This is a genomic window from Frigoribacterium sp. Leaf8 (assembly GCF_001421165.1).
Taxonomy (GTDB): Bacteria; Actinomycetota; Actinomycetes; order Actinomycetales; family Microbacteriaceae; genus Frigoribacterium.
The window spans coordinates 450-19,508 of sequence record NZ_LMKB01000001.1; the positions used below are offsets into that span (position 1 = coordinate 450).

The window sequence follows — 19,059 nt, forward strand, 5'->3', positions numbered from 1 at the left end:
TCCGGCCCGAGGTCTGGCGGCCGTGAACCCGGTTTCGAACGACGCACCCAGAAGAATCGGGGTGCATCGTTCGGAACCGGGTTCTTCGCGCACTGACGGCCGGGGGTCAGGAGACGCGGCGGGGGTGACGAGCGCCGTGCTCACCGCGCCCGTCACCTCCGCGTCTGCCCGGCAGCTGACGACCACCGCAGACACGACTCGTGACCCTCGGTCTGGGGTCACCGCTTTCAATTCAAGCGCATAGAGTTCGAGGGGTGCCGTCGGTGGCACGAAACCTCGATCCCGAGCCCCCCGGACTGGACGCCATGTCTCTTGCACCTGCGCCACCCGTGGGGACCGAGCGCTCCGACGACGACCTCCTCGTCCTCGTCGCCGAAGGCAACCAGCAAGCCTTCGCGGTCTTCTACGACCGGACGGCTGCCCGTGTCCTCGGACTGGTCCGTCGCATCCTGGTCGATCCGGCGCAGTCCGAGGAGGTCACGCAGGAGATCTTCCTGGAGGCCTGGCAGACCGCCGGGCGCTTCGATCCCGCGCGTGGCAAGGCATCGTCGTGGCTGCTCACGATGGCGCACCGCCGCGCCGTCGACCGGGTGCGCGCCTCCCAGTCCTCACGCGACCGCGACCTCGCGGTCGGTGCCAAGGAATTCGTCGACGCACGGGACGACGTGGCGGAGACGGCCGAGACCCGGGTCGAGCACGAGCGAGTGACGAAGGCCATGCGCACCTTGACCGACCTGCAGCAGCAAGCCCTCGAGCTGGTGTACTTCGGCGGGCTGAGCCACAGCGAAGCTGCCCGGGAGGCCGGGGTCGCCATCGGGACGATGAAGACCCGCATCCGCGATTCCCTGATCACCCTCCGTCGACTGATCGCAGAAACGGAAGCGGCCTGACCGACTCATCCCCCGGGATCGGGCCGGAGGCACGTGCCGAGCAGATCGGCGACGAGCAGTGGGCCTCACGACGTTCTCGTCGACGTCGACGCTCGGCATCGTCAGGGTGTTGGGTCGATGGATGGTCGCCGCCTCACCTGTCCTGACCGTCGGCGCGTTCCCCGTCGGGTTCACGTTCCTCTCGTGGACCTTCATCGCCATCGGTGTCGTCTGCGCGGTCGGCGTCGCGGTAGACGTGGCCCGTCGCCCACAGCCGATGGCCGTGATGAACGTGGTGTGGCCCATGACGATGCTGTTCGGCGGGCTCGCGTGGCTGCTGTTCTACCGTCGGACCGCGCGCGCCGCCCTGCGAGGACTGAGCCAGGACGAGCGCGGGAGTTCGATGGCGGTCTCCGTCGCCACGGGTACCAGCCATTGCGGCGCGGGTTGCGCGATCGGCGACCTCGTCGCAGAGTTCGCCCTCGTCGCCTTCCCCGTCATCGGCGTCGTCGTCGGCCGGGGCACCCTGTACGACGACGAGATCTTCGCCGGCTGGATCATCGACTTCGTCCTCGCTTTCGCTCTCGGGATCGTGTTCCAGTACTTCTCGATCGCCCCGATGCGCGGCCTCGGCCTCCGAGCCGGCATCGTGGCCGCCCTCAAGGCCGACGCCCTGTCGATCTCGGCGTGGCAGGTCGGAATGTACGGGGTCATGGCGCTGGCCCAGTTCCTCGTCCTGCCCTCACTCTTCGGCGGGCGCGCGGACGTCGTCAGCCCGGAATTCTGGTTCGTCATGCAGATCGCCATGCTCGCCGGGTTCGCGACCTCCTATCCCGTCAACTGGTTCCTCATCAGGTCGGGCGTGAAAGAAGCGATGTGATCCGATGCAGACCTCGACGCCGCACACGAACGCTCGGCCCGGGGGCTGGCGCCCGCGCTCGTTCCGTCGCACACTGGTGCCCAGCGAACGAGAGGACTCGTCATGAGCGACACCGTGGTCGATCAGTACATCGCGGGGTTCCCGCCCGAGAGACGCGAAGCGCTCGAACGGGTGAGGCGGGCCATCCACGCCGGGTGCACCGGCGGCGTCGAGAGCCTGCGGTACGGCATGCCGGCCATCCGCTTCGAGGACGGGCAGACGCTCTACTTCGCAGCCTGGACGCGCCACCTCGGCATCTACCCCGTGCCCCGGTTCGACGAAGCCCTCGAAGGCGACGTCTCCCCTCACCGACGCGCCAAGGACACCGTCGCCTTCGGCTGGGGCCGCCCCGTCCCCGACCAACTGGTCGAGCGGATCAGCCGCGCGATCGCGTGCGGCGCGGCGACGATCGTGGACGCGCCTCCCCCGGCGTTCGCCGTCACCCGCTGACGGATCCACGCACCCCACTGACGCCCCCTCCGCACTCCTCCGAGCCGCGGCGCCCGCCACCGCTCGTCGCGACGCGTCGCGTCGCGTCGGGTCGGGTCGGGTCGGGTCGGGTCGGGTCCCGCCAGCCGATCACCCGGCCTTCACGGTCCGAAAGTCGCTAGCTTCGACGAGAAATGCTCACCCCGATTCTGAGGAGACCCGACATGACCGACGCCACCCCCTACCCCGGCCCTGGCACCACCGGCCCCGCCACGACGACCAAGAAGACGATGGGCGTCCTGTCGCTCGTCTTCGGCATCGTCAGCATCGTCTTCTGCCTCTTCCTGCCGGTGCTGTGGATCCTCCTCGCCATCGCCGCCGTGGTGCTCGGCTTCCTGTCGCGCAAGCGCGAGCCCGCCGCCCGCACCATGGCGACGGTCGGCATCGTGCTCGGCTTCATCGGCATCGTGGCCAACATCGGCTCGATGGTCGCTGGCGCGCTGATCATGACCCAGGGCCTCTAGCCCGCACGACGACCCGGACGAGTGGTCGCCGATCGTCCTCCGCCACGATGGCGGGCACGATCCGCGGCCACTCGTCCGCTGCGTCCGGGCCCGTACCCCGAACGCGCCGCGTCGGCGGAGGCGGTCCGGCGTAGCGTCCAGGGCACCCCAGAACCAGAGAGGACCCCGCATGACCCGCGACCAGTACACCTTCTCCGACCCGCGCACGCTCTACCCCACGATCAGCCCCGAGGTGCAGCACCAGGACGAGCCCGGCCTGCAGTCGCAGATGACGCCCGTCCCCGACCTCGGCGAGGAGACCTACCGCGGCACGGGACGCCTGCAGGGGCGCAAGGCCCTCATCACGGGTGCCGACTCGGGCATCGGCGCCGCCGTCGCGATCGCCTACGCCCGCGAGGGTGCCGACGTCGCCCTGAACTACCTGCCGAGCGAACAGTCCGACGCCGACCACGTCATCGCGCTCGTCGAGGCCGCGGGGCAGAAGGCCGTGGCCCTCCCCGGGGACCTGACCAGCGCCTCCTTCTGTCGCGAACTGGTGCAGAAGGCGGTCGACGGACTCGGCGGCCTCGACGCCGTCGTCAACGTCGCCGGCAAGCAGGTCTGGCACGAGGACATCGCCGACATCACCGACGAGCAGTTCGACCTGACCTTCCGCACCAACGTCTACGCCCCGTTCTGGATCGTCAAGGCCGCCGTGCCGCACCTCGCCCCCGGCTCGACGATCATCAACACCGCCTCGGCCGAGGCCCACACGCCCGCGCCCGACCGCCTCGACTACGCCGCCACCAAGGGTGCGGTCAACAACCTGTCGAAGGGCATGGCGCAGCAGCTCATCACGAAGGGCATCCGCGTCAACGTCGTCGCGCCCGGCCCGACCTGGACCGTGCTGCAGGTGACCGACGGCGTCGACCCCGAGTCGCTGCCCGAGTTCGGCTCGAGCGAGGCCCCGCTCGGTCGCGCCGGCCAGCCCGCCGAGCAGGCCCCGGCCTACGTGTTCCTCGCCTCGGCCGAGTCGAGCTTCGTCTCGGGCGAGACGCTCAACGTCAACGGCGGCATGGTCTCGCCGTAGCCCGACCGACGACGGAACCGAGGAGGCGCGGGTCGGCTGGACCGCGCCTCCTCGGGTCAGCGGCCCCCGGCGGCTCAGGCGGGCAGCGCCGCCGCGAGGTACGGCGCGGTGCGACTACCGGTGGCTCCGGCCACCTGTTCGGGAGTCCCGACGGCGAGCACGCGCCCGCCCGCGTCCCCTCCGCCGGGGCCCAGGTCGATGACGTGGTCGGACGCCGCCACGACGCCCATGTGGTGCTCCACCACGACGACCGTGTTGCCCGCGTCGACGAGCAGCTGCAACTGGGTGACGAGCAGCTCGACGTCGGCGGGGTGCAGGCCCGTCGTGGGCTCGTCGAGCAGGTAGAGCGTGTGGCCCGAGCGTGCCCGCTGCAGTTCGGTCGCGAGCTTGATGCGCTGCGCCTCGCCGCCCGAGAGTTCGGTGGCCGGCTGACCGAGTCGCAGGTAGCCGAGCCCGACCTGCCGCAACGTCTCGAGGGCCCGGGAGGCGCTGGTCACCTCGGCGAGGAACGTCGCCGCCTCGTCGACCGTCATCGCGAGCACGTCCGCCACGGTCGCGCCGTGCCAGGTGACCTCGAGCGTCTCGGCGTTGTAGCGGGCTCCGTGGCACTCGGGGCACGGCGAGTAGCTGCCGGGCAGGAAGAGCAGTTCGACCGAGACGAACCCCTCGCCCTGGCAGACCTCGCAGCGGCCCCCGGCGACGTTGAACGAGAAGCGTCCGGCGCCGTAGCCCCGGGCCCGTGCCTCGTCGGTCGCGGCGAAGGCCTGGCGCACCGCGTCGAACAGGCCCGTGTACGTCGCGAGGTTCGACCGCGGAGTCCGGCCGATCGGCTTCTGGTCGACCTGCACGACGCGGTCGACCCGCTCGTGGCTCGTCGCCGTCTCGGCGAGCACGCCGCCGACCAGCGTCGACTTGCCCGAGCCCGACACCCCCGTGACCGCGGTCAGCACGCCCAGCGGCAGGTCGACGTCGACGCCGTCGAGGTTGTGCCGGGTGACGCCACGCAGTTCGAGGGTGGCGGTCGGTTCGCGGCGGACGGGCGACCCGCCCTGGGCGCGACCGGCGGCGGAGGGGTCGAGGAACCGCCTCGTGACGGAGTCGGCGACCCCGGCGAGCCCGGCGACGGGCCCGCTGTAGAGCACCGCGCCTCCTTGGCTGCCGGCCCCCGGGCCGACGTCGACGACCCAGTCGGCGCGACGCACGATGCTCATGTCGTGCTCGACGACGAACACCGAGTTGCCGCTCGCCCGCAGCCGCTCGAGCACCTCGACGAGGGACTCGGCGTCGGCGGGGTGCAGGCCGGCGCTCGGCTCGTCGAGCACGTAGACGACGCCGAACAGGCCCGAGCGCAGCTGGGTCGCGATGCGGAGACGCTGCATCTCGCCCGGCGACAGGGTCGGCGTCGCGCGGCCGAGGCTGAGGTACCCGAGCCCGAGGTCGGCGAGCACGGTCGTCCGGGCCAGCAGGTCGGAGGCGATGCGGACGGCGACCTCGGTGACCTCGCCCGACGACGCGTTCGACACCGCCGCCGACGCACTCGTCAGGGTCACCGTCGGCCGCAGGACGTCGCCCAGCTCGGCGATCGGCAGGGCGTTGAGCTCGGCGATCGTCCGGCCGGCGAAGGTCACGGCGAGCGCCGCCCGGGTCAGGCCGCTGCCGCCGCAGAGCGAGCAGGGACCGCTCTCGACGTACTGCAGCACCTTCGTCCGCTGGGTCTCGCTCTGCGAGTCGGCGAGGGTGTGCAGGACGAAGGCGCGGGCGCTCCAGAAGCGGCCCTTGTACGGCTTGGCGACGCGGTCGCGCTGGGGGGTCACCTCGACGACGGGCTGCTCCTCGGTGTAGAGCAGCCAGTCGCGATCGGCCTGCGGCAGGTCACGCCAGGGGCGGTCGATGTCGTAGCCGAGCACGCTCGTGACGTCGCGGAGGTTCTTGCCCTGCCAGGCTCCCGGCCAGGCGGTGATCGCGCCGTCGCGGATGCTCAGGTCGGGGTCGAGGACGGCGGACGCCTCGGTCACCTCGTGCGCGATGCCGAGCCCGTGGCAGCGCGGGCAGGCCCCCGCGACCGTGTTCGGCGAGAACGAGTCGGACTCGAGCCGGTCGGCCCCCGCGGGGTAGCTGCCGGCCCGCGAGTAGAGCATCCGCATCGAGTTCGACAGGGTGGTCAGGGTGCCGACGGTCGACCGCGAGCTCGGCGCGCCGCGGCGCTGCTGCAGGGCGACCGCCGGGGGCAGGCCGGTGATCTCGTCGACGTGAGGGGCGCCGCCCTGGGCGATCAGCCGCCGCGCGTAGGGGGCGACGGACTCGAAGAAGCGGCGCTGCGCCTCGGCGAAGATCGTGCCGAAGGCCAGCGACGACTTACCCGAGCCCGAGACTCCCGTGAACGCGACGATGCTGTCTCGCGGGACGTCGACGTCGACCGCGCGCAGGTTGTTCTCGCGAGCGCCGCGGACGCGGACGAAACCGCGGGCGTGGACGTCCGCGGGTGTGTCGGTGGGGGCGTCGGCGGGGGCGTCGGGCACGTCGGGAGGGGCGTTGTCGGGCATCCGGTCGATGCTACGGGTGTCCGACGGAGTCGGCCCGGGTGCCGGTGGCCCGGCGGGGTGCCGGTGCGGTGTCGGCGGGGTGTCGGCGGGCTGCGGGGCTGCGGAGCTGCGGGGCTGCGGAGCTGCGGGGCTGCGGAGCTGCGGGGCTGCGGGGCTGCGGGGCTGCGGGGCTGCGGGGCTGCGGGCCGAGTGTCGGTGGCCCGTCGTAGCGTGTGCGCGTGCCCGAGCCGATCGCCGCCTGGTGGGCGCGACGCCGGTCGTCGCGCGGCCTCGCCGTGCCCTACCCCGTGGGCAGCTACCGCGAGGCGTGGGCGTCGTACCCGGTGCTCGTGCGGCAGTACCGGCCCGAACACAACGGCGGCATCGTGCTCAGCCAGATCCCGCCCGCGGCCGACGTGTGGCTGTGCTGGCTCTGCGACGCGGGCCACGTCTTCGTCGCCACCCCCGACGAACAGCGGCACCGGCCCGGGCGCGAGCGCCGGCGGTCGTCGTGGTGCCCCGAGTGCAGCGAGCTCGCCGCTCCGCGCGCCCTGCCGATGAGACCGCCGATGGCACCCGCGGCGGCGGTCCGCGCACAGGCCGAGGGCATGCCGGCGCAGGGCGCGAGCGCACCGGGCCAGGCCCGGCCGGCACCGGGCGATGCCGGGACGGCGTCCGGCCAGGCCTGGGCGGCCCAGACCGCAGGAGGCGCGGTGCCGGCGGCCACGTCACCCCCGCCCCGGCGTCGCCGCGGCTCGAGCACGGGTCTGCCGTCGACGACGCCGCGCGCGGAGGCGAGCCGCAGTCCCGAGCCCTCCCGCGCCTCCCCCACCTCGCCGCTAGTCAGCCACATCCCCACCGAGCGTGCCTCCCCGTCCACCGGCGCCTCCCGCACCGAGCATGCCTCCCCGCCCACCGGCGCCTCCCGCACCGAGCTCGCCTCCCCGGCCATCAGTGGCTCCCGCACCGAGCGCTCCTCCCCGCCGGCCCGCGCCCCTCGGCCGACCCGCGCCTCCCGGCCGGTGTGCGACAAGACGCCGGCCCTGCCGACCGGTACGCCTTTCGTCAGCGCGTGTGCCCCGAAGCCGGCGTCGGCGGTCGAGGCCGAGCTGCGAGCCGGACTGACGGCCCGGCTCGAGTTCGAGCCCGGTCTGAACGCGGTGCGGGTCGGGCGTCCGTTCTTCGACCACGTCGAGGTGTGGCCCGACATCGTGCTGAGCGAGCTGCGGGTCGCGATCGAGTACGACTCGACCGGCCGGCACGGGCTCGAGCACGTCGGGCACCGCGAGACCGCCGACCGCCGCAAGGACGCCGCCCTGCGGGCCGCCGGCTGGGAGGTCGTGCGGCTCCGGACCGGAAAGTTGCCCCCGCTCGGCCCCCACGACCTGCAACTCTCGGGGCTGACGCGGCAGACGGTGCCCCTGCTGCTCGACGAGCTGCGTGCCATCCGCGGCCCGCTGCTCGTCGACGCCTACCTGCGCCGCTGAGTACGGCGCGCCCCCGGGCGGCAGGGCCGGGCGGGCGGGCGGGACCACGACACGGCACCGCGTTTCGTGCACGGCACTCGATCTCGTCGCGGTGCGCTGCACGAAACACGGTGCGACGTTCAGAACGTGGTGTCACGCGACCCCCGGGCCAGCCAGGCTAGCCAGGCCAGGCGGGCCGGCCAGGCCAGGTGGGCCAGCCAGGCCAGTCGGGCTCAGCCGCGCAGGGCCAGCGCCTCGCTGCGCCAGCGGGCGTAGCGCTGCCACGGATCGTCGATGCCCTCGGCGAGCGCCGCCACGTGGGCGTCGAGCTCGGCACTCCGGGCGAACCATTCGGTGCGACCGAACCGGGACGCCGCGAACTGGCCGTGCCGTCGCCGTTCGACCAGGCGGTCGCCGCGCTCGAAGGCCAGGAGTTCGTCGTGCCAGAGCGTCCTCAGCCGCTGTCGGGGATTCGACGAGGTGCCGATCTTGATGCGGTCCTCGAAGCGGATGTAGTAGACGACGTCGACCCGCACGACCCCTAGCTCGCCGTCGGGCACGTCGCCCTGACGCCACTCGCAGACGGCGCAGAGCCACCCCGACGGCCAGTGCACGCCGAGCCGCGACCCGCACGCGAGGCACGGCGACGGCAGCAGGTCGGTCACTCCCTCGCCCGACCCCTCGAGCGAGGCGGCCCAGTCGGCGACGAGCGCGAGGTGCCGATCGCAGAGCGGCACGGGGGACGACGGATCGACCGGACGACCGCAGGAGTCGTCGCCGAGCCGCCCCGTGCCTCCTCGGCAGGTGTCGTCGGGTCGGGGCGTCGGGCTGGTCACCCCCGCAGGCTAGGTGCGGCCACCGACACCCGGCCGGGCCCGGCTCAGTCGTGCTCGTGGTCGATGCGCAGCCCGAGCGGGTGCGGCCCGAGCAGCAGCCAGACCGCACCGGCACCGAGCGGGAAGAGGACGGCGGCGACCGTCCAGACCGTGCGCTCGAGCTGCGTCGTGTCGGCACGCCGTCGGACGGCACGCACGATGCTGACGACGATCACGAGGTACACGACCGCCACGACGATCGCCACCACCGCCGGACCCCAGTCATCCCATGTGCTCATCCACCCAGCCTAGGGTGCGGCCCCCAGCCCGCCTCAGTGACCGCTGAGCCGCGCCAGCACCTCGTCGTAGCGCCCCTCGGCCTCGGCGTTGCGCAGGAACTTGACCCGCTCGACCAGGATCTCGTGGGCGTCGGGCTGGGCCTCGAGCAGCGCCATGGTCTCGTCGAGGTACTCGTCGAGCGGCATGGCCGACGGGTCGTCCTGCTGGCCGAGCAGGGTGGTCTGCACGGCCGGCGGCACGAGTTCGACGACCTGGACGCTCGTGCCGGCGAGCTGCACGCGGATGCCCTCGCTGAACGAGTGGATCGCCGCCTTGGTCGCGTTGTAGGTCGGCGTGATCGGCAGCGGCACGCTCGCGAGCCCGGACGACACGGTCACGATCGATGCCGCCGGCCGTGACTGCAGGAACGACGTCCACGCGGCGATCAGGCGGATCGGCCCGAGCAGGTTCGTCGTGACGATCGCCTCGGCGGTCGGGAGGAACTCACCTGTCGTGACGTCCTCGGTCTGCATGATGCCGGCCATCGCGACCACGACGTTGGTCTCGGGCCAGCGGCGTTGCACCTCGGCCGAGACGTCGACGACGGCCTGCGGGTCGGTGGTGTCCAGCTCGACGGCCTCGAGGCCCGGGTGGTCGCGGACGATCTGGTCGAGCAGGGCCCGGCGTCGGCCCGCCACGACGACGGTGTTGCCGGCGGCCTGCAGGCGCAGGGCGAGGCCCAGGCCGATGCCGGACGTGGCTCCGGGGATGAACACGGTGTTGCCGCTGATCTTCACGGTTGCTCCTTCGGGTGTGCCGCGCTCGGCGCGGCCGGTGGTCGTCGCCGCGCCGAGGGTGGTCGGGGCGACGACCCCACTCTGACCCGGGGAGGCGCGAGGCGGCAGAGAGCGCTCGTCCAGGGATCGCCACTCCCTGGTCGGCGAGCGACGGGGCTGACAGCATGGGGCGATGGACCGCGCCGAACTCGCCGACTTCCTCCGCCACCGCCGCGAGGCGCTGCGGCCGTCCGACGTCGGGCTGCCCGAGGGCGTGCGTCGGCGAACCGCGGGACTGCGTCGTGAAGAGGTGGCGGGGCTCGTCGGCATGTCGACCGACTACTACGCGCGGCTCGAGCAGCAGCGCGGCCCCCAACCGTCCGAGCAGATGCTGGTCGCGCTCACCCGGGCGCTGCGGCTGAGCCTCGACGAGCGCGACCATCTCTACCGCCTGACCGGTCACCACCCGCCGCGCCGCACACGCGGCGGCGACCACGTCAGTCCCGCCCTGCTGCGGGTGCTCGACCGTCTGGACGACACCCCCGCGCTCGTCCTCAGCGACCTGGCCGAGACGCTCGCGCAGAACCGGCTCGCGGTCGCCCTGCTCGGCGACCAGATGAGGCACGAGGGTCTCGACCGCAGCGCGTTCCACCGGTGGTTCACCGACCCGGCCGAGCGCGCCTCCTACCCGGTCGAGGACCACGCGCACCAGCTCGAGCTGCAGGCGTCCGGGCTGCGGGCGGCGCTCAGCCTGGCGGGCGGCCGCGGGCGACCGCGCGAACTGGTGGAGGCGCTGCTCGCCTCGAGCGACGAGTTCGCGACGATCTGGAGCCGTCACGCGGTCCACCAACGTTTCGACGACCGCAAGACGCTGTTGCATCCCGAGCTCGGCCGCATCGAGGTGGACTGCCAGGCCCTCTTCACCGAGGACCAGTCGCAGACGCTCCTCGTGCTGACGGCGACGCCCGGGTCTGACGACGACGCCAAGCTGCGCTTGCTCGACGTGATCGGCATCGGGCGGTTCGCCGAACACGAGTGAGGGCGAGGGGCGACCGTCAGACACCCGCAGCCGCACACGCACACTGGCAGCCGCCCGCACCCGCGCCCGCACCCGCGAAGATGGATGCACCCACGACGACGTGACCCCGAGGAGAACGCATGTCCCCGCAGACCCCGAGCACCCCGAGCACCCCGAGCTTCCCCGCTTCGACGGCCGTCCCGTTGCGGGGCGGGCCGGTCCTCCGCTGGGGCGTGATCGGCCCGGGCGAGATCGCCGGCGACTTCACCGACGCCCTGCACGCGCACACCGACCAGCGCGTGGTCGCCGTGGCCTCGCGCAGCCTCGACCGGGCCGAGGCGTTCGCCCGCGCCCACGGCGTCGACACCGCCCACGGGGACGCGGAGGCGCTGGTCGCATCCCCCGACGTCGACGTCGTCTACGTGGCCACGCCTCACACCCGGCACCTGCCGGACGCCCTGACCGCGATCCGTGCCGGGAAGCACGTCCTGATCGAGAAGCCGATGGCGACCAGCACGGCCGAAGCCGACGAGATCGTGGCCGCGGCGAGCGCCGCGGGGGTCCTCGCGATGGAAGCGCTGTGGACGCGCTACCTGCCGCACACCACCGTCATCGCCGAACTGCTCGCCGAGGGGGCGATCGGAGACGTGCGACTGGCGACCGCCGACGTCGCCTGGGCGAACGACCTCTCGGCCGGCGGACGCATGACGGACCCGGCCCTCGGCGGCGGCGCCCTGCTCGACATCGGCGTCTACGCCTTCTGGTTCACCCAGTTCGCCACCGGTCACCCCGTCGAGTGGCACGCCACCGGCTCGACCCGGGCCGACGGCGTCGACCTCGACGCGGCCGTCGTCACCCGCACGGCCGACGGGGTGCTGGCCACCGCGGCGACCAGCCTGCTCACGACCTCGCCCGGACTCGGCACGATCTCGGGCACGACCGGCTCGATCCGCACCCTGCAGAACCTGGTCTTCCCCGCGACGTTCGAGCTGACCACGGGCCGCGGTTCGGCCGTCTGGAACGACCCGACCGTCCCGACCGGCCGCCAGGGCCTGGCCTACCAGGCGACGGCCCTGGCGTCCTACGTCGATGCCGGGCTGCGCGACTCGCCTCTGCACTCGCTGGCCGACTCGAGGTCGCTGCTCGCGACGATCGAGGCGACCCGCGCCTCCTTGACCGTCGTCTGACCCTGCCGAGACGTCACGACTCGCGCCTCACGTCCCGAGGTGAGCGGCACGTCGTGACATCTCGACGGACGAGAGCAGGAGGCGCGGGTCGGCACGGCCGGGAGGCACAGCTCAACTGGCGACCGAGGGCACCGACGCGACGGCGATGTCGTGGCCGTCCGCTGCACGGATCTCGACGGACGCCACGTCGGGCCGCAGCACGGCCGCGTTCAACCGACAGTCGACGCGCACGTCCGACCCGAGGAACGCACCGGACTCGTACTCGCGCCCGTCGCCCCCGACCACCACGACCGTGAACGCCGAGCCCGTCGGCAGGCCGTCGATGCTGAGGACGGTCTCGGTGCCCCAGGTGTGGGCGACGAGGTCTCCGTCGAGGTCGACCCCGGCCGGCTGACCGACGAAGTCCACGTGCTCGACGGCGCCGAGGGTGCCGGCCGGGCCGGCCACCACCGTGTCGCGAGGCATCGCGAGCAGGACTCCGCCCCCGGCCCCGATCGCCAGGCACGCGGCGGCGGCGACGGCGATCAGCAGCGGGCGACGGCCCCGGCCCGAGCGGGCGGTGGCGACGTGCGGACCGATGCGCGGGAGCGTCGGGTCGTCCCCCGTCGTGCCGGCGCCGGACAGGGCGCCGGCATCGGAGACGGTGCCGACGTCGGAAGCGGTGCCGGCGCCTGAGGCGGTGCCGACGTCCGAGGCGATGCCGTCATCGGTCGCCCGCCCGGCGGCCGGGTCGTCTCCGGCCCGGGCGACGGCGTGGACGCGCTCGCGGAGTCCGTCGCTCGGGGCGACCTCGTCCCAGCGACCCAAGTCCGAGAGCCCTCCGACGACGACGCCCAGCGACGCCAACTCGGCGTCGATCGACGGGTCGGCGGCCCGCAACGCGTCGAACTCGACGCGTTCGCTCGGCGAGAGGTCGTCCGCGAGCGCCGCGGCCGTCAACTCGTCGCGGCGGGCGTCGGAGCCCCCGACACCGTCGGCGCCCCCGCCGTCCCCGGCACCGGTACCGTCATCGGCCCCCACCCCTGGCGTGCGGTCAGTCATCGGTCGTCTCCTGGTCGTCGAGGTGGGTGCGGAGGGCACGCAGCGCGTGGAACACGCGGGTGCGGAGGGTCGCGACGGGCACGCCCGTGCGCTCGGAGACCTCGCGGTAGCTCAGGCCCTCGAGGTGGACGGCCACCACGGCCGCCCGGTGGTCGTCGCTCAGGCGGGCGAGCCCCTCGGCCATGCCCAGGCGCTCGAGCGGGTCGGCGACGGTCGCCACGGGGTCGGGGGCGTGCTCGAGCGGCACGACCGACGGCGTGCGCGTGCGTGCCCGGTACACGTCGAGCACGACGCGGCGTTCGATCGCGAACAGCCAGGTGCGGACGCTGCCGCGGTCGGCGTCGAACGAGTCGCGGGCGCGCCAGGCACGCACGAAGGTCTCTTGCACGCAGTCCTCGGCGAGCGCCCGGTCGCGGAGGGCGTTGACGGCGAAACCGAGCAGCGACGAGCCGTGTTCGACGAACGCGGCCCGGACGTCGAGACCGGACGACCCCTCGCTCATCGGGCTCCGATCTGCGACGCGGCCCGGGACGGGCCCCGCGCGACCCATGACGGCGATCATCCGTCTGCCCTCCAGCCTATCCACGCCGTTCGCGGATGCCGACGGGGTCTACGTCCGCTGCGCCTCCGGCGTTCACCGCACCGTCGAGAAAACTTTCTCGGCACCTGGTGAACGCATCGAGGCCCGACGACGTAGGCCCTGTCGAGCGGCACCCGCCCGGGCGCCGCCCCGTCGAGAGGACCCGGAGCATGCCGAAGATGACGCGCACGACCAAGAAGACCGCCATCCGCACCCTGACGATCGGTGGCGCCGCCGCCACCGCCGTCACCCTGTTCGGCGTGACGCCCGCGTTCGCCGAGACCGAGGTGCCCGAGCCCGCGACCTTCACCAGCGCCTACACGGTCATGGCGACGCCCGACCAGGTGATCAACAACGACGGGGTCGCCACACCGGGCGAGGCCGGTGCCACGGGCACGTTCGACTTCCGCGTCAACAGCGACACCGAGGTGATCTGCTACGACATCACCCTGCGCGGCGTCACGGGCGAGTACCAGAGCCCGGCGAAGACCGCGACGCACATCCACGAGGCCGCGAAGGGCCAGGCCGGCCCGCCGCGCATCTCGTTCCCGAACCCGGTCGACCGCGGTGACGGCACGCGCACGAGCAGCGGCTGCCTGCAGGGGCCCTTCACGACCGGCGTCATGAGCGCCGCCGGGGCCGACACGGGCACCGGCTTCAGCCTGAAGCAGCTCGAGGCGAACCCGGCCGGCTTCACGGGCGACTCGCACACGGCCACGTTCGCGGCCGGCGTCGTCCGCGGCCAGCTGACGCAGGTGCCCGTCGGTGGCGTCGACACGGGACTCGGAGGCGCGGCCGCCGAGAGCGCGTCGGCCGGCGGTCTCGGCCTCGCGGCCGGTGGCGCCGGGGCCCTCGCCCTGCTCGGTGCGGGTGCGTACGTCCTGACCCGTCGTCAGCGCGCGGCCCGGGCCTGACGTGCTCCGCTCCCTCCGCCCGGTGGTCGCCGTCGGCGTCGTGCTGGCCCTCGCCGGGTGCGCGTCACCCGGGGTGGTCGCACCGACGGTGACGCCGGCCCCGGGGGCGGGGGCGAGCCCCTCGACGACCGCGGCTCCGTCGGCGACGGGCACCGCACCTCCTGCGGTGGGCGGGGTCGACGGCGGCGGGGTCGACGGCAGCGGCGAGGTGGTCGGCGAGGGCGTCGCTCCGGCGGCCGTCTCGGTGCCGGCCATCGGGCTGGACGCCCCGCTGATCGATCTCGGCATCGCCGACGACGGCGCCATGGAGGTACCCGTGGACGCGGACGACGTCGGGTGGTTCACCGGCGGGGGCCGACCCGGCGGGCGCGGGCCGACCGTGATCGCCGCCCACGTCGACTCGGCGTCGGGCCCCGCGGTCTTCGCCCGCCTCGACGAACTCGTCGTCGGCGACCGGGTCGACGTGACCACGGTCGACGGGGACGTCGTCGGCTACGCCGTCACCGAGGTCGTCGACGCGCCGAAGGCGGAGTTCCCGACCGCCCGGGTCTTCGGGGCGCAGCCGACCGACCAGCTGCGGCTGATCACCTGCGGCGGCGTCTTCGACCGCGGCTCGGGCCACTACGACCAGAACCGGATCGTCTTCGCCGAGCCGGTGGCCTGAGCCCGGCGCCCGGCACCCGGGCACGCCGCGACGCCACGACGTGCCGTGCCGCCTGGTCTACAACACCCCGGGAGGCGCGGCCCGCGTCGGTCGCGCCAGGGTCGCCACGAGGTGCTCGACGAGCGGCACGGTCCACGCGACGTTCGCCGCGATGCCGCGGTTCGGTTCGTCGTCGGGCTGGTGCAGGCGGTGCAGGTCGTTGAAGGTCAGGAACGCACTGGGCACGCCCGCCCGGTAGAACGACGCGTCGTCGGTGCCGGTCGTCGGCGGGAACCGGGTGACCAGCTCGAGGTCGGGTCGGGTGGCCGCGGCGTGCTGCAGCAGCGCCCCGCGGAACGCCGTCGAGAACGCCTCGGGGGCACCGAAGGCCTCGACGAACGATCCGCGCCCGAGCCCGTCGACGTTGAGCACGTAGTCGATGGCGTCGAGTTCGTCGGACGAGGCGCTGTCGACGAAGTGCCGGGACCCGCCCAGGTGCCACTCCTCGGCGGTGAAGAAGACGAGGCGGACCGACGAGACCGGCGGGGCCGCCGCCCACCGCTCGGCCAGCTGCAGCAGGGCGATCGTGCCGCTGCCGTTGTCGTAGGCGCCGACCGTGTTGAAGAACGTGTCGTAGTGCGCGCAGAGCAGCACCGACCCGTCGCCCGTGCCGGGCACGTCGACGACCAGGTTGTCGCTGGTCGCGGCGTCGACCGGGCCGCCGTCGGCCTCGATCTCGACCTCGACGGGCTTGCCGTCGGCGATCCACTCGGTCAGCTGCAGACCGTCCACGCGGCCGATCGCGAGGTGGGCCACGTCGTGGTCCGACCCGGAGGGCAGCGGCTGCGGTGCGGCGGGTCCGTCGTCCCGCGCGTGCAGGTAGGCAACGACGTCGCCGCCGTCCGCCCGCACGACGAACTTCTGCCAGACCATCGAGTCGCCCCAGAGCCCCTGCGGGCCGACGGCCTCGACCGTGCCCCGGCGCGCACCGCCGGTCGACCCGCTCCAGAGCATCGGCCAGGCGGGCAGCTCACGGACGATCGGCTGCTGCACCGCGACCCGGTGCACGCTGCCCGGCTGCCAGCCGGGCAGCGTCACGGGCTGCCGGGCGACCGGCCACCCGACCGCGGTCAGTCGCTGCTCGAGCCAGTCGGCCGCGGCCGCGATCCCGGCGGTGCCGTGGAACCGCGGGCCGTGCTGGACCAGGGCGACGAGGTCGTCGTAGGCGCGTTCCGCGCGCTGCGCCGCGGCCGGGTCGGTGTCGTGGGTCATGTCGTGCCTCTCGGGGACGGCTCTGGGGTGGGTGACGGGGACGGGGACGGGGACGGGGACGTGGTGGCGGTCGACGACGCGGCCGACGGACCGAGGAGGCGCGGCGCGGCCCCCCGGGCGGCCTGCGCCACCGTCGCGGCGGGCACCCCGAGCAGGTGCTGGGCCACGCGGGCGACGTCGTCCGTCCTCCCCCGGAACCACCAGCTGGCGAACCGGTCGGTGACCGCCTCGGGTCGCGGGCCGAGGACGGGCGTGCCCCGGGCCTCGATCTCGGCGAACCCGCCGAGCCCGCCGTCGTCGTCGTACAGGTGCAGCGAGTCTCCCCGGACCCCCGGGGACGGGTCGGGCTCCTCCGAGTACTCGGCCGACGGGTCGCTGTGGCTGCCGCGCACGAAGAGCACGGCACGGTCGTCGGCCGGGTCGCCGACCGCGCGCACGTACCCGACGCGTCCGGTGACGTGCGGTGCCGCGAAGCCGATCTTGAAGCGGTCGGCACCGGTCAGCGACACGGCGACGCCGCCGGGCACCTCGGCGAGCAGGTCGCCGACCGGCTCGTAGTAGTCGGTCACCTGGGTGTCGGGCACGGCCGCGACGAACGCCGTGCCGCCCGCCCGCACCTGGTCGAGCATCCACGACTCGGCCTCGTGCGCGCCGTCCGAGGTGATGCCGAGCCGCACCTCCGTCACGTAGCCGCCGTACTCGACGGCGTCGACGAGCGGTGCGCCGCCGGGGCCCCCGGCCGACGCCCCGCGCAGGTGTCGCAGCGGGTGGGCCGCCGGCCGCACGACGAGCGTCAGGTCGGCCCGCACGAGCCCGGTCGGCTCCGTGAACGCCTCGAGCTCGGCGACCCGTGACAGCGTCACGCGGTCGCCCGTGCGGCCGAGGTCGTGGCGGCCGGGGTCGAGCGACGGCGGCATCACGTAGCTGCCCCAGTAGTCGCTGCGGTCGCGGATCATGTAGGCGATCTCGGGCCCGATCCAGACCCGGTCGCCGCCGACGTTCCAGTCGCCCGAGTCGACCAACGCGCCGAACGCGTCGTCGTCGGCGAACGCGTCGGGCAGCCAGTTCTCGGCCTCGCCCTCGGCGAAGAAGGGTCCGTAGACGCGTCCGCCGTAGGACGAGACGACCACGACGGCGTCGGGTCCGACGGCCACCCGTTCGGAGGCGATGCCGGCCGCGGCGAGGCGGGCCTCGACGGCGCGCAGGTCGACCGCGACCGGGCCGACCGGGCCGACCGGGCCGACCGGGTCGACCGGGCCGACAGTGGGCCCGGTCACGCGGCCACCTCGACGAGGGCGCTCGCGTGGAACGCGTCCTCGGCGCGCAGCATGCCGACGAACCAGGCGTCCAGCCGGGCGTCGGTCACGTCGGCGGGCAGCTCGTCGACCAGCTGGTGCAAGAAGGCCACCTGGGCGCGGAAGCCGTCGGTGACGTGCAGCTCGATCCACCGTTGCACGTCGTCCGGTCGGGGCACGGCACGCTCGGCCGCCCGCATGCACCACCGCAGGTAGAGCGTCTCGGCCGCGGCGAGGCTGGTGACGACCCCGGCGTAGCCGCCCTCGGCGAGTGCCGCCGTCACCGCCCCCTCGAGGACGGAGGCGCGGCGCAGCAGGTCGGTCGAGGTCACGTCGTCGACCGGTCGCGTCGAGAGCAACCGCTCGAAGTACCGGCTCTGCGGACCGACGAGGTCGGCGACGGCCTCGGCGTGACGCTCGGCGCGGGACCACTCCGGCTGCTGCCAGAGGCAGTAGCCCGCGAGGCGGGCCGCCGTCCGGACGAACGCCTGCTCGATCGCGAGGTAGCGACCGAAGGCGGGGTCGTCGAGCGTGCCGTCGGCCATCCGGGCCAGCAGCGGCACCGACGCCGAGGCGTCGAGCTCGGCCGAGCAGCGGGCGACCAGCGCCGCCGCCCGGCCCGTGCCGACGCCCTCGGGCCGGGTCGTGCCCGCCATCGTCAGCGGCCGGTCAGCCACGACACGATGCCGTTGAACACCCGGGCGTAGCCGTCCCACTCCTCGCAGAACGCCGGCGGTGCCCAGTGCGGCGAGCAGTCGCTCGTGAAGACCGCCGTGCGCCCCGCGCCGGCCTCGCCGACGACGACGAGCGGGTCGCCGTCGAGGCGGGCGAGCTCGACCGCGCCCGGCTTCACGACGGTGCGGTTGTAGCCGAGCAGCAGCGGCCACTCCGTGCCCGCGCCGCCGAGGGCGGGGTGCTCGGCGTCGAGCACGGTGGCGACGACGCCGGCCGGGCGCTCGACGCGGTCGTCCCCGATCAGCATCTCGACCGGCAGCACGTCGGCGATCTCGGTGCGGGCGTAGCCCGCACGACCCTGCCAGCCCGAGAACGACAGGTAGCCGCCGATCATCAGCAGCGCGCCTCCGGCCTCGACCCAGCGGGCGAGCTCGCGGACGCGGTCCCGACCCGGGATGCTCTTCTCGAAGACGGCGGGCGCGAGCTGCAGCGAGTTGACGCCGATGTCGGACAGCACCACGACGTCGTAGGCGTCCAGCGCCTCCTGCGTCTCGGGGAAGCCGGTGGCGACGAGGTGGGCGGGCAGGTGGACGACCTCGTGGCCGCCGGCCTGCAGGGCCGTGCGCAGCTGCGCGACGCCCTCGGTGTACGAGTGGGCGGTGAACTCGTCGACGCCCTTGGTGTGGGTGGTCGCGGTGATCCAGCTCTCGCCGGCGATGAGGATGCGGGACATGGTGGGGCCTTCCGGTGGTGACGGGACGGTTCG

General features: G+C 73.8%; 20 protein-coding genes. 10 read left to right on the forward strand and 10 right to left on the reverse strand.

All coding sequences use genetic code 11. The features are described 5' to 3' along the window. Positions 1–305 precede the first annotated feature (305 nt). The 5 genes from sigK to ASL10_RS00025 all read left to right on the forward strand — a co-directional run bounded on the left by sigK (position 306) and on the right by ASL10_RS00025 (position 3,810). The gene (gene sigK / locus ASL10_RS00005) at positions 306–890 is read left to right on the forward strand and encodes an ECF RNA polymerase sigma factor SigK (protein WP_056044464.1); all 585 of its coding nucleotides are present in this window, start codon (positions 306–308) and stop codon (positions 888–890) included. A gap of 58 nt (positions 891–948) precedes the next feature. Beyond that, a complete protein-coding gene (locus ASL10_RS00010; protein ID WP_235452242.1) occupies positions 949–1,749 on the forward strand; it encodes a DUF4396 domain-containing protein in 801 nt (266 codons plus the stop codon). Positions 1,750–1,851: 102 nt separating this feature from the next. Further along, positions 1,852–2,238: an iron chaperone gene (locus tag ASL10_RS00015; RefSeq protein WP_056042961.1), complete on the forward strand. Its 387-nt coding sequence runs from the start codon at positions 1,852–1,854 to the stop codon at positions 2,236–2,238. A gap of 203 nt (positions 2,239–2,441) precedes the next feature. Continuing rightward, positions 2,442–2,741, forward strand: coding sequence for a hypothetical protein (locus ASL10_RS00020; RefSeq protein WP_056042964.1), 300 nt, complete (start codon positions 2,442–2,444; stop codon positions 2,739–2,741). Positions 2,742–2,910: 169 nt separating this feature from the next. Further along, the gene (locus ASL10_RS00025; RefSeq protein ID WP_056042968.1) at positions 2,911–3,810 is read left to right on the forward strand and encodes an SDR family oxidoreductase; all 900 of its coding nucleotides are present in this window, start codon (positions 2,911–2,913) and stop codon (positions 3,808–3,810) included. Between the two features lie 74 nt (positions 3,811–3,884). On the opposite strand, the gene ASL10_RS00030 is transcribed toward ASL10_RS00025, so the two are convergent. Next, the gene (locus ASL10_RS00030) at positions 3,885–6,353 is read right to left on the reverse strand and encodes an excinuclease ABC subunit UvrA (RefSeq protein ID WP_056042971.1); all 2,469 of its coding nucleotides are present in this window, start codon (positions 6,351–6,353) and stop codon (positions 3,885–3,887) included. Between the two features lie 218 nt (positions 6,354–6,571). Here ASL10_RS00030 and ASL10_RS00035 point away from each other — a divergent pair, with 218 nt between their 5' ends. Next, positions 6,572–7,819: a hypothetical protein gene (locus ASL10_RS00035; protein ID WP_056044468.1), complete on the forward strand. Its 1,248-nt coding sequence runs from the start codon at positions 6,572–6,574 to the stop codon at positions 7,817–7,819. Between the two features lie 212 nt (positions 7,820–8,031). Here the strand turns inward: ASL10_RS00035 and ASL10_RS00040 are convergent, their stop codons facing one another. From ASL10_RS00040 to ASL10_RS00050, 3 genes are read right to left on the reverse strand one after another with little or no spacing between them, the layout of a single operon-like run. Beyond that, positions 8,032–8,634 carry a GIY-YIG nuclease family protein gene (locus ASL10_RS00040; RefSeq protein WP_056042974.1) on the reverse strand — a complete coding sequence of 201 codons (603 nt, stop codon included), beginning with the start codon at positions 8,632–8,634 and terminating at the stop codon, positions 8,032–8,034. A gap of 44 nt (positions 8,635–8,678) precedes the next feature. Next, on the reverse strand, positions 8,679–8,912 hold the full coding sequence (locus ASL10_RS00045) for a PLDc N-terminal domain-containing protein (RefSeq protein ID WP_123571665.1): 234 nt from the start codon (positions 8,910–8,912) through the stop codon (positions 8,679–8,681). A gap of 33 nt (positions 8,913–8,945) precedes the next feature. Then, on the reverse strand, positions 8,946–9,689 hold the full coding sequence (locus ASL10_RS00050) for an SDR family oxidoreductase (RefSeq protein ID WP_056042980.1): 744 nt from the start codon (positions 9,687–9,689) through the stop codon (positions 8,946–8,948). 172 nt (positions 9,690–9,861) lie between these two features. On the opposite strand from ASL10_RS00050, the gene ASL10_RS00055 reads away from it, so the two are divergent. After that, positions 9,862–10,707 (forward strand): helix-turn-helix transcriptional regulator, encoded by an 846-nt coding sequence (locus tag ASL10_RS00055; protein ID WP_056042983.1) that lies wholly within the window; start codon positions 9,862–9,864, stop codon positions 10,705–10,707. 119 nt (positions 10,708–10,826) lie between these two features. After that, positions 10,827–11,873 carry a Gfo/Idh/MocA family protein gene (locus ASL10_RS00060; protein ID WP_082460025.1) on the forward strand — a complete coding sequence of 349 codons (1,047 nt, stop codon included), beginning with the start codon at positions 10,827–10,829 and terminating at the stop codon, positions 11,871–11,873. A 111-nt stretch (positions 11,874–11,984) separates the two neighbouring features. On the opposite strand, the gene ASL10_RS00065 is transcribed toward ASL10_RS00060, so the two are convergent. Further along, the gene (locus ASL10_RS00065; RefSeq protein WP_157485164.1) at positions 11,985–12,914 is read right to left on the reverse strand and encodes a hypothetical protein; all 930 of its coding nucleotides are present in this window, start codon (positions 12,912–12,914) and stop codon (positions 11,985–11,987) included. After that, the gene (locus ASL10_RS00070; protein ID WP_043594763.1) at positions 12,907–13,416 is read right to left on the reverse strand and encodes an RNA polymerase sigma factor; all 510 of its coding nucleotides are present in this window, start codon (positions 13,414–13,416) and stop codon (positions 12,907–12,909) included. Before ASL10_RS00070 ends, ASL10_RS00065 begins: the two co-directional genes overlap by 8 nt. A gap of 257 nt (positions 13,417–13,673) precedes the next feature. On the opposite strand from ASL10_RS00070, the gene ASL10_RS00075 reads away from it, so the two are divergent. Then, positions 13,674–14,408 carry a CHRD domain-containing protein gene (locus ASL10_RS00075; RefSeq protein WP_056044472.1) on the forward strand — a complete coding sequence of 245 codons (735 nt, stop codon included), beginning with the start codon at positions 13,674–13,676 and terminating at the stop codon, positions 14,406–14,408. Position 14,409: 1 nt separating this feature from the next. Beyond that, positions 14,410–15,072: a class F sortase gene (locus ASL10_RS00080; RefSeq protein WP_056042989.1), complete on the forward strand. Its 663-nt coding sequence runs from the start codon at positions 14,410–14,412 to the stop codon at positions 15,070–15,072. A 57-nt stretch (positions 15,073–15,129) separates the two neighbouring features. Here ASL10_RS00080 and ASL10_RS00085 read toward each other — a convergent pair whose 3' ends face one another. Genes ASL10_RS00085 through ASL10_RS00100 form a run of 4 tightly spaced genes read right to left on the reverse strand, consistent with a single transcriptional unit; the run spans position 15,130 to position 19,026 of the window. Continuing rightward, positions 15,130–16,323, reverse strand: a complete 1,194-nt coding sequence (locus tag ASL10_RS00085) for a M28 family metallopeptidase (RefSeq protein ID WP_056042992.1) — start codon at positions 16,321–16,323, stop codon at positions 15,130–15,132. Continuing rightward, a complete protein-coding gene (locus ASL10_RS00090) occupies positions 16,320–17,600 on the reverse strand; it encodes a hypothetical protein (protein WP_056042995.1) in 1,281 nt (426 codons plus the stop codon). Before ASL10_RS00090 ends, ASL10_RS00085 begins: the two co-directional genes overlap by 4 nt. Beyond that, positions 17,597–18,295, reverse strand: coding sequence for a TenA family protein (locus ASL10_RS00095; protein WP_157485165.1), 699 nt, complete (start codon positions 18,293–18,295; stop codon positions 17,597–17,599). The genes ASL10_RS00090 and ASL10_RS00095 overlap by 4 nt, the downstream gene beginning before the upstream one ends. Continuing rightward, entirely contained in the window at positions 18,277–19,026 is a 750-nt protein-coding gene (locus tag ASL10_RS00100; RefSeq protein ID WP_056043001.1) for a glutamine amidotransferase, read from the reverse strand. The genes ASL10_RS00095 and ASL10_RS00100 overlap by 19 nt, the downstream gene beginning before the upstream one ends. Positions 19,027–19,059: the final 33 nt, after the last annotated feature.

Coding starts and splice junctions, on each gene's coding strand:
- sigK (WP_056044464.1), top strand. CDS start 306: ATGTCTCTTGCACCTGCGCCACCCGTGGGGACCGAGCGCTCCGACGAC.
- ASL10_RS00070 (WP_043594763.1), bottom strand. CDS start 13,416: ATGAGCGAGGGGTCGTCCGGTCTCGACGTCCGGGCCGCGTTCGTCGAA.
- ASL10_RS00045 (WP_123571665.1), bottom strand. CDS start 8,912: ATGAGCACATGGGATGACTGGGGTCCGGCGGTGGTGGCGATCGTCGTG.
- ASL10_RS00030 (WP_056042971.1), bottom strand. CDS start 6,353: ATGCCCGACAACGCCCCTCCCGACGTGCCCGACGCCCCCGCCGACGCC.
- ASL10_RS00075 (WP_056044472.1), top strand. CDS start 13,674: ATGACGCGCACGACCAAGAAGACCGCCATCCGCACCCTGACGATCGGT.
- ASL10_RS00085 (WP_056042992.1), bottom strand. CDS start 16,323: ATGACCCACGACACCGACCCGGCCGCGGCGCAGCGCGCGGAACGCGCC.
- ASL10_RS00015 (WP_056042961.1), top strand. CDS start 1,852: ATGAGCGACACCGTGGTCGATCAGTACATCGCGGGGTTCCCGCCCGAG.
- ASL10_RS00100 (WP_056043001.1), bottom strand. CDS start 19,026: ATGTCCCGCATCCTCATCGCCGGCGAGAGCTGGATCACCGCGACCACC.
- ASL10_RS00020 (WP_056042964.1), top strand. CDS start 2,442: ATGACCGACGCCACCCCCTACCCCGGCCCTGGCACCACCGGCCCCGCC.
- ASL10_RS00025 (WP_056042968.1), top strand. CDS start 2,911: ATGACCCGCGACCAGTACACCTTCTCCGACCCGCGCACGCTCTACCCC.
- ASL10_RS00055 (WP_056042983.1), top strand. CDS start 9,862: ATGGACCGCGCCGAACTCGCCGACTTCCTCCGCCACCGCCGCGAGGCG.
- ASL10_RS00065 (WP_157485164.1), bottom strand. CDS start 12,914: ATGACTGACCGCACGCCAGGGGTGGGGGCCGATGACGGTACCGGTGCC.
- ASL10_RS00060 (WP_082460025.1), top strand. CDS start 10,827: ATGTCCCCGCAGACCCCGAGCACCCCGAGCACCCCGAGCTTCCCCGCT.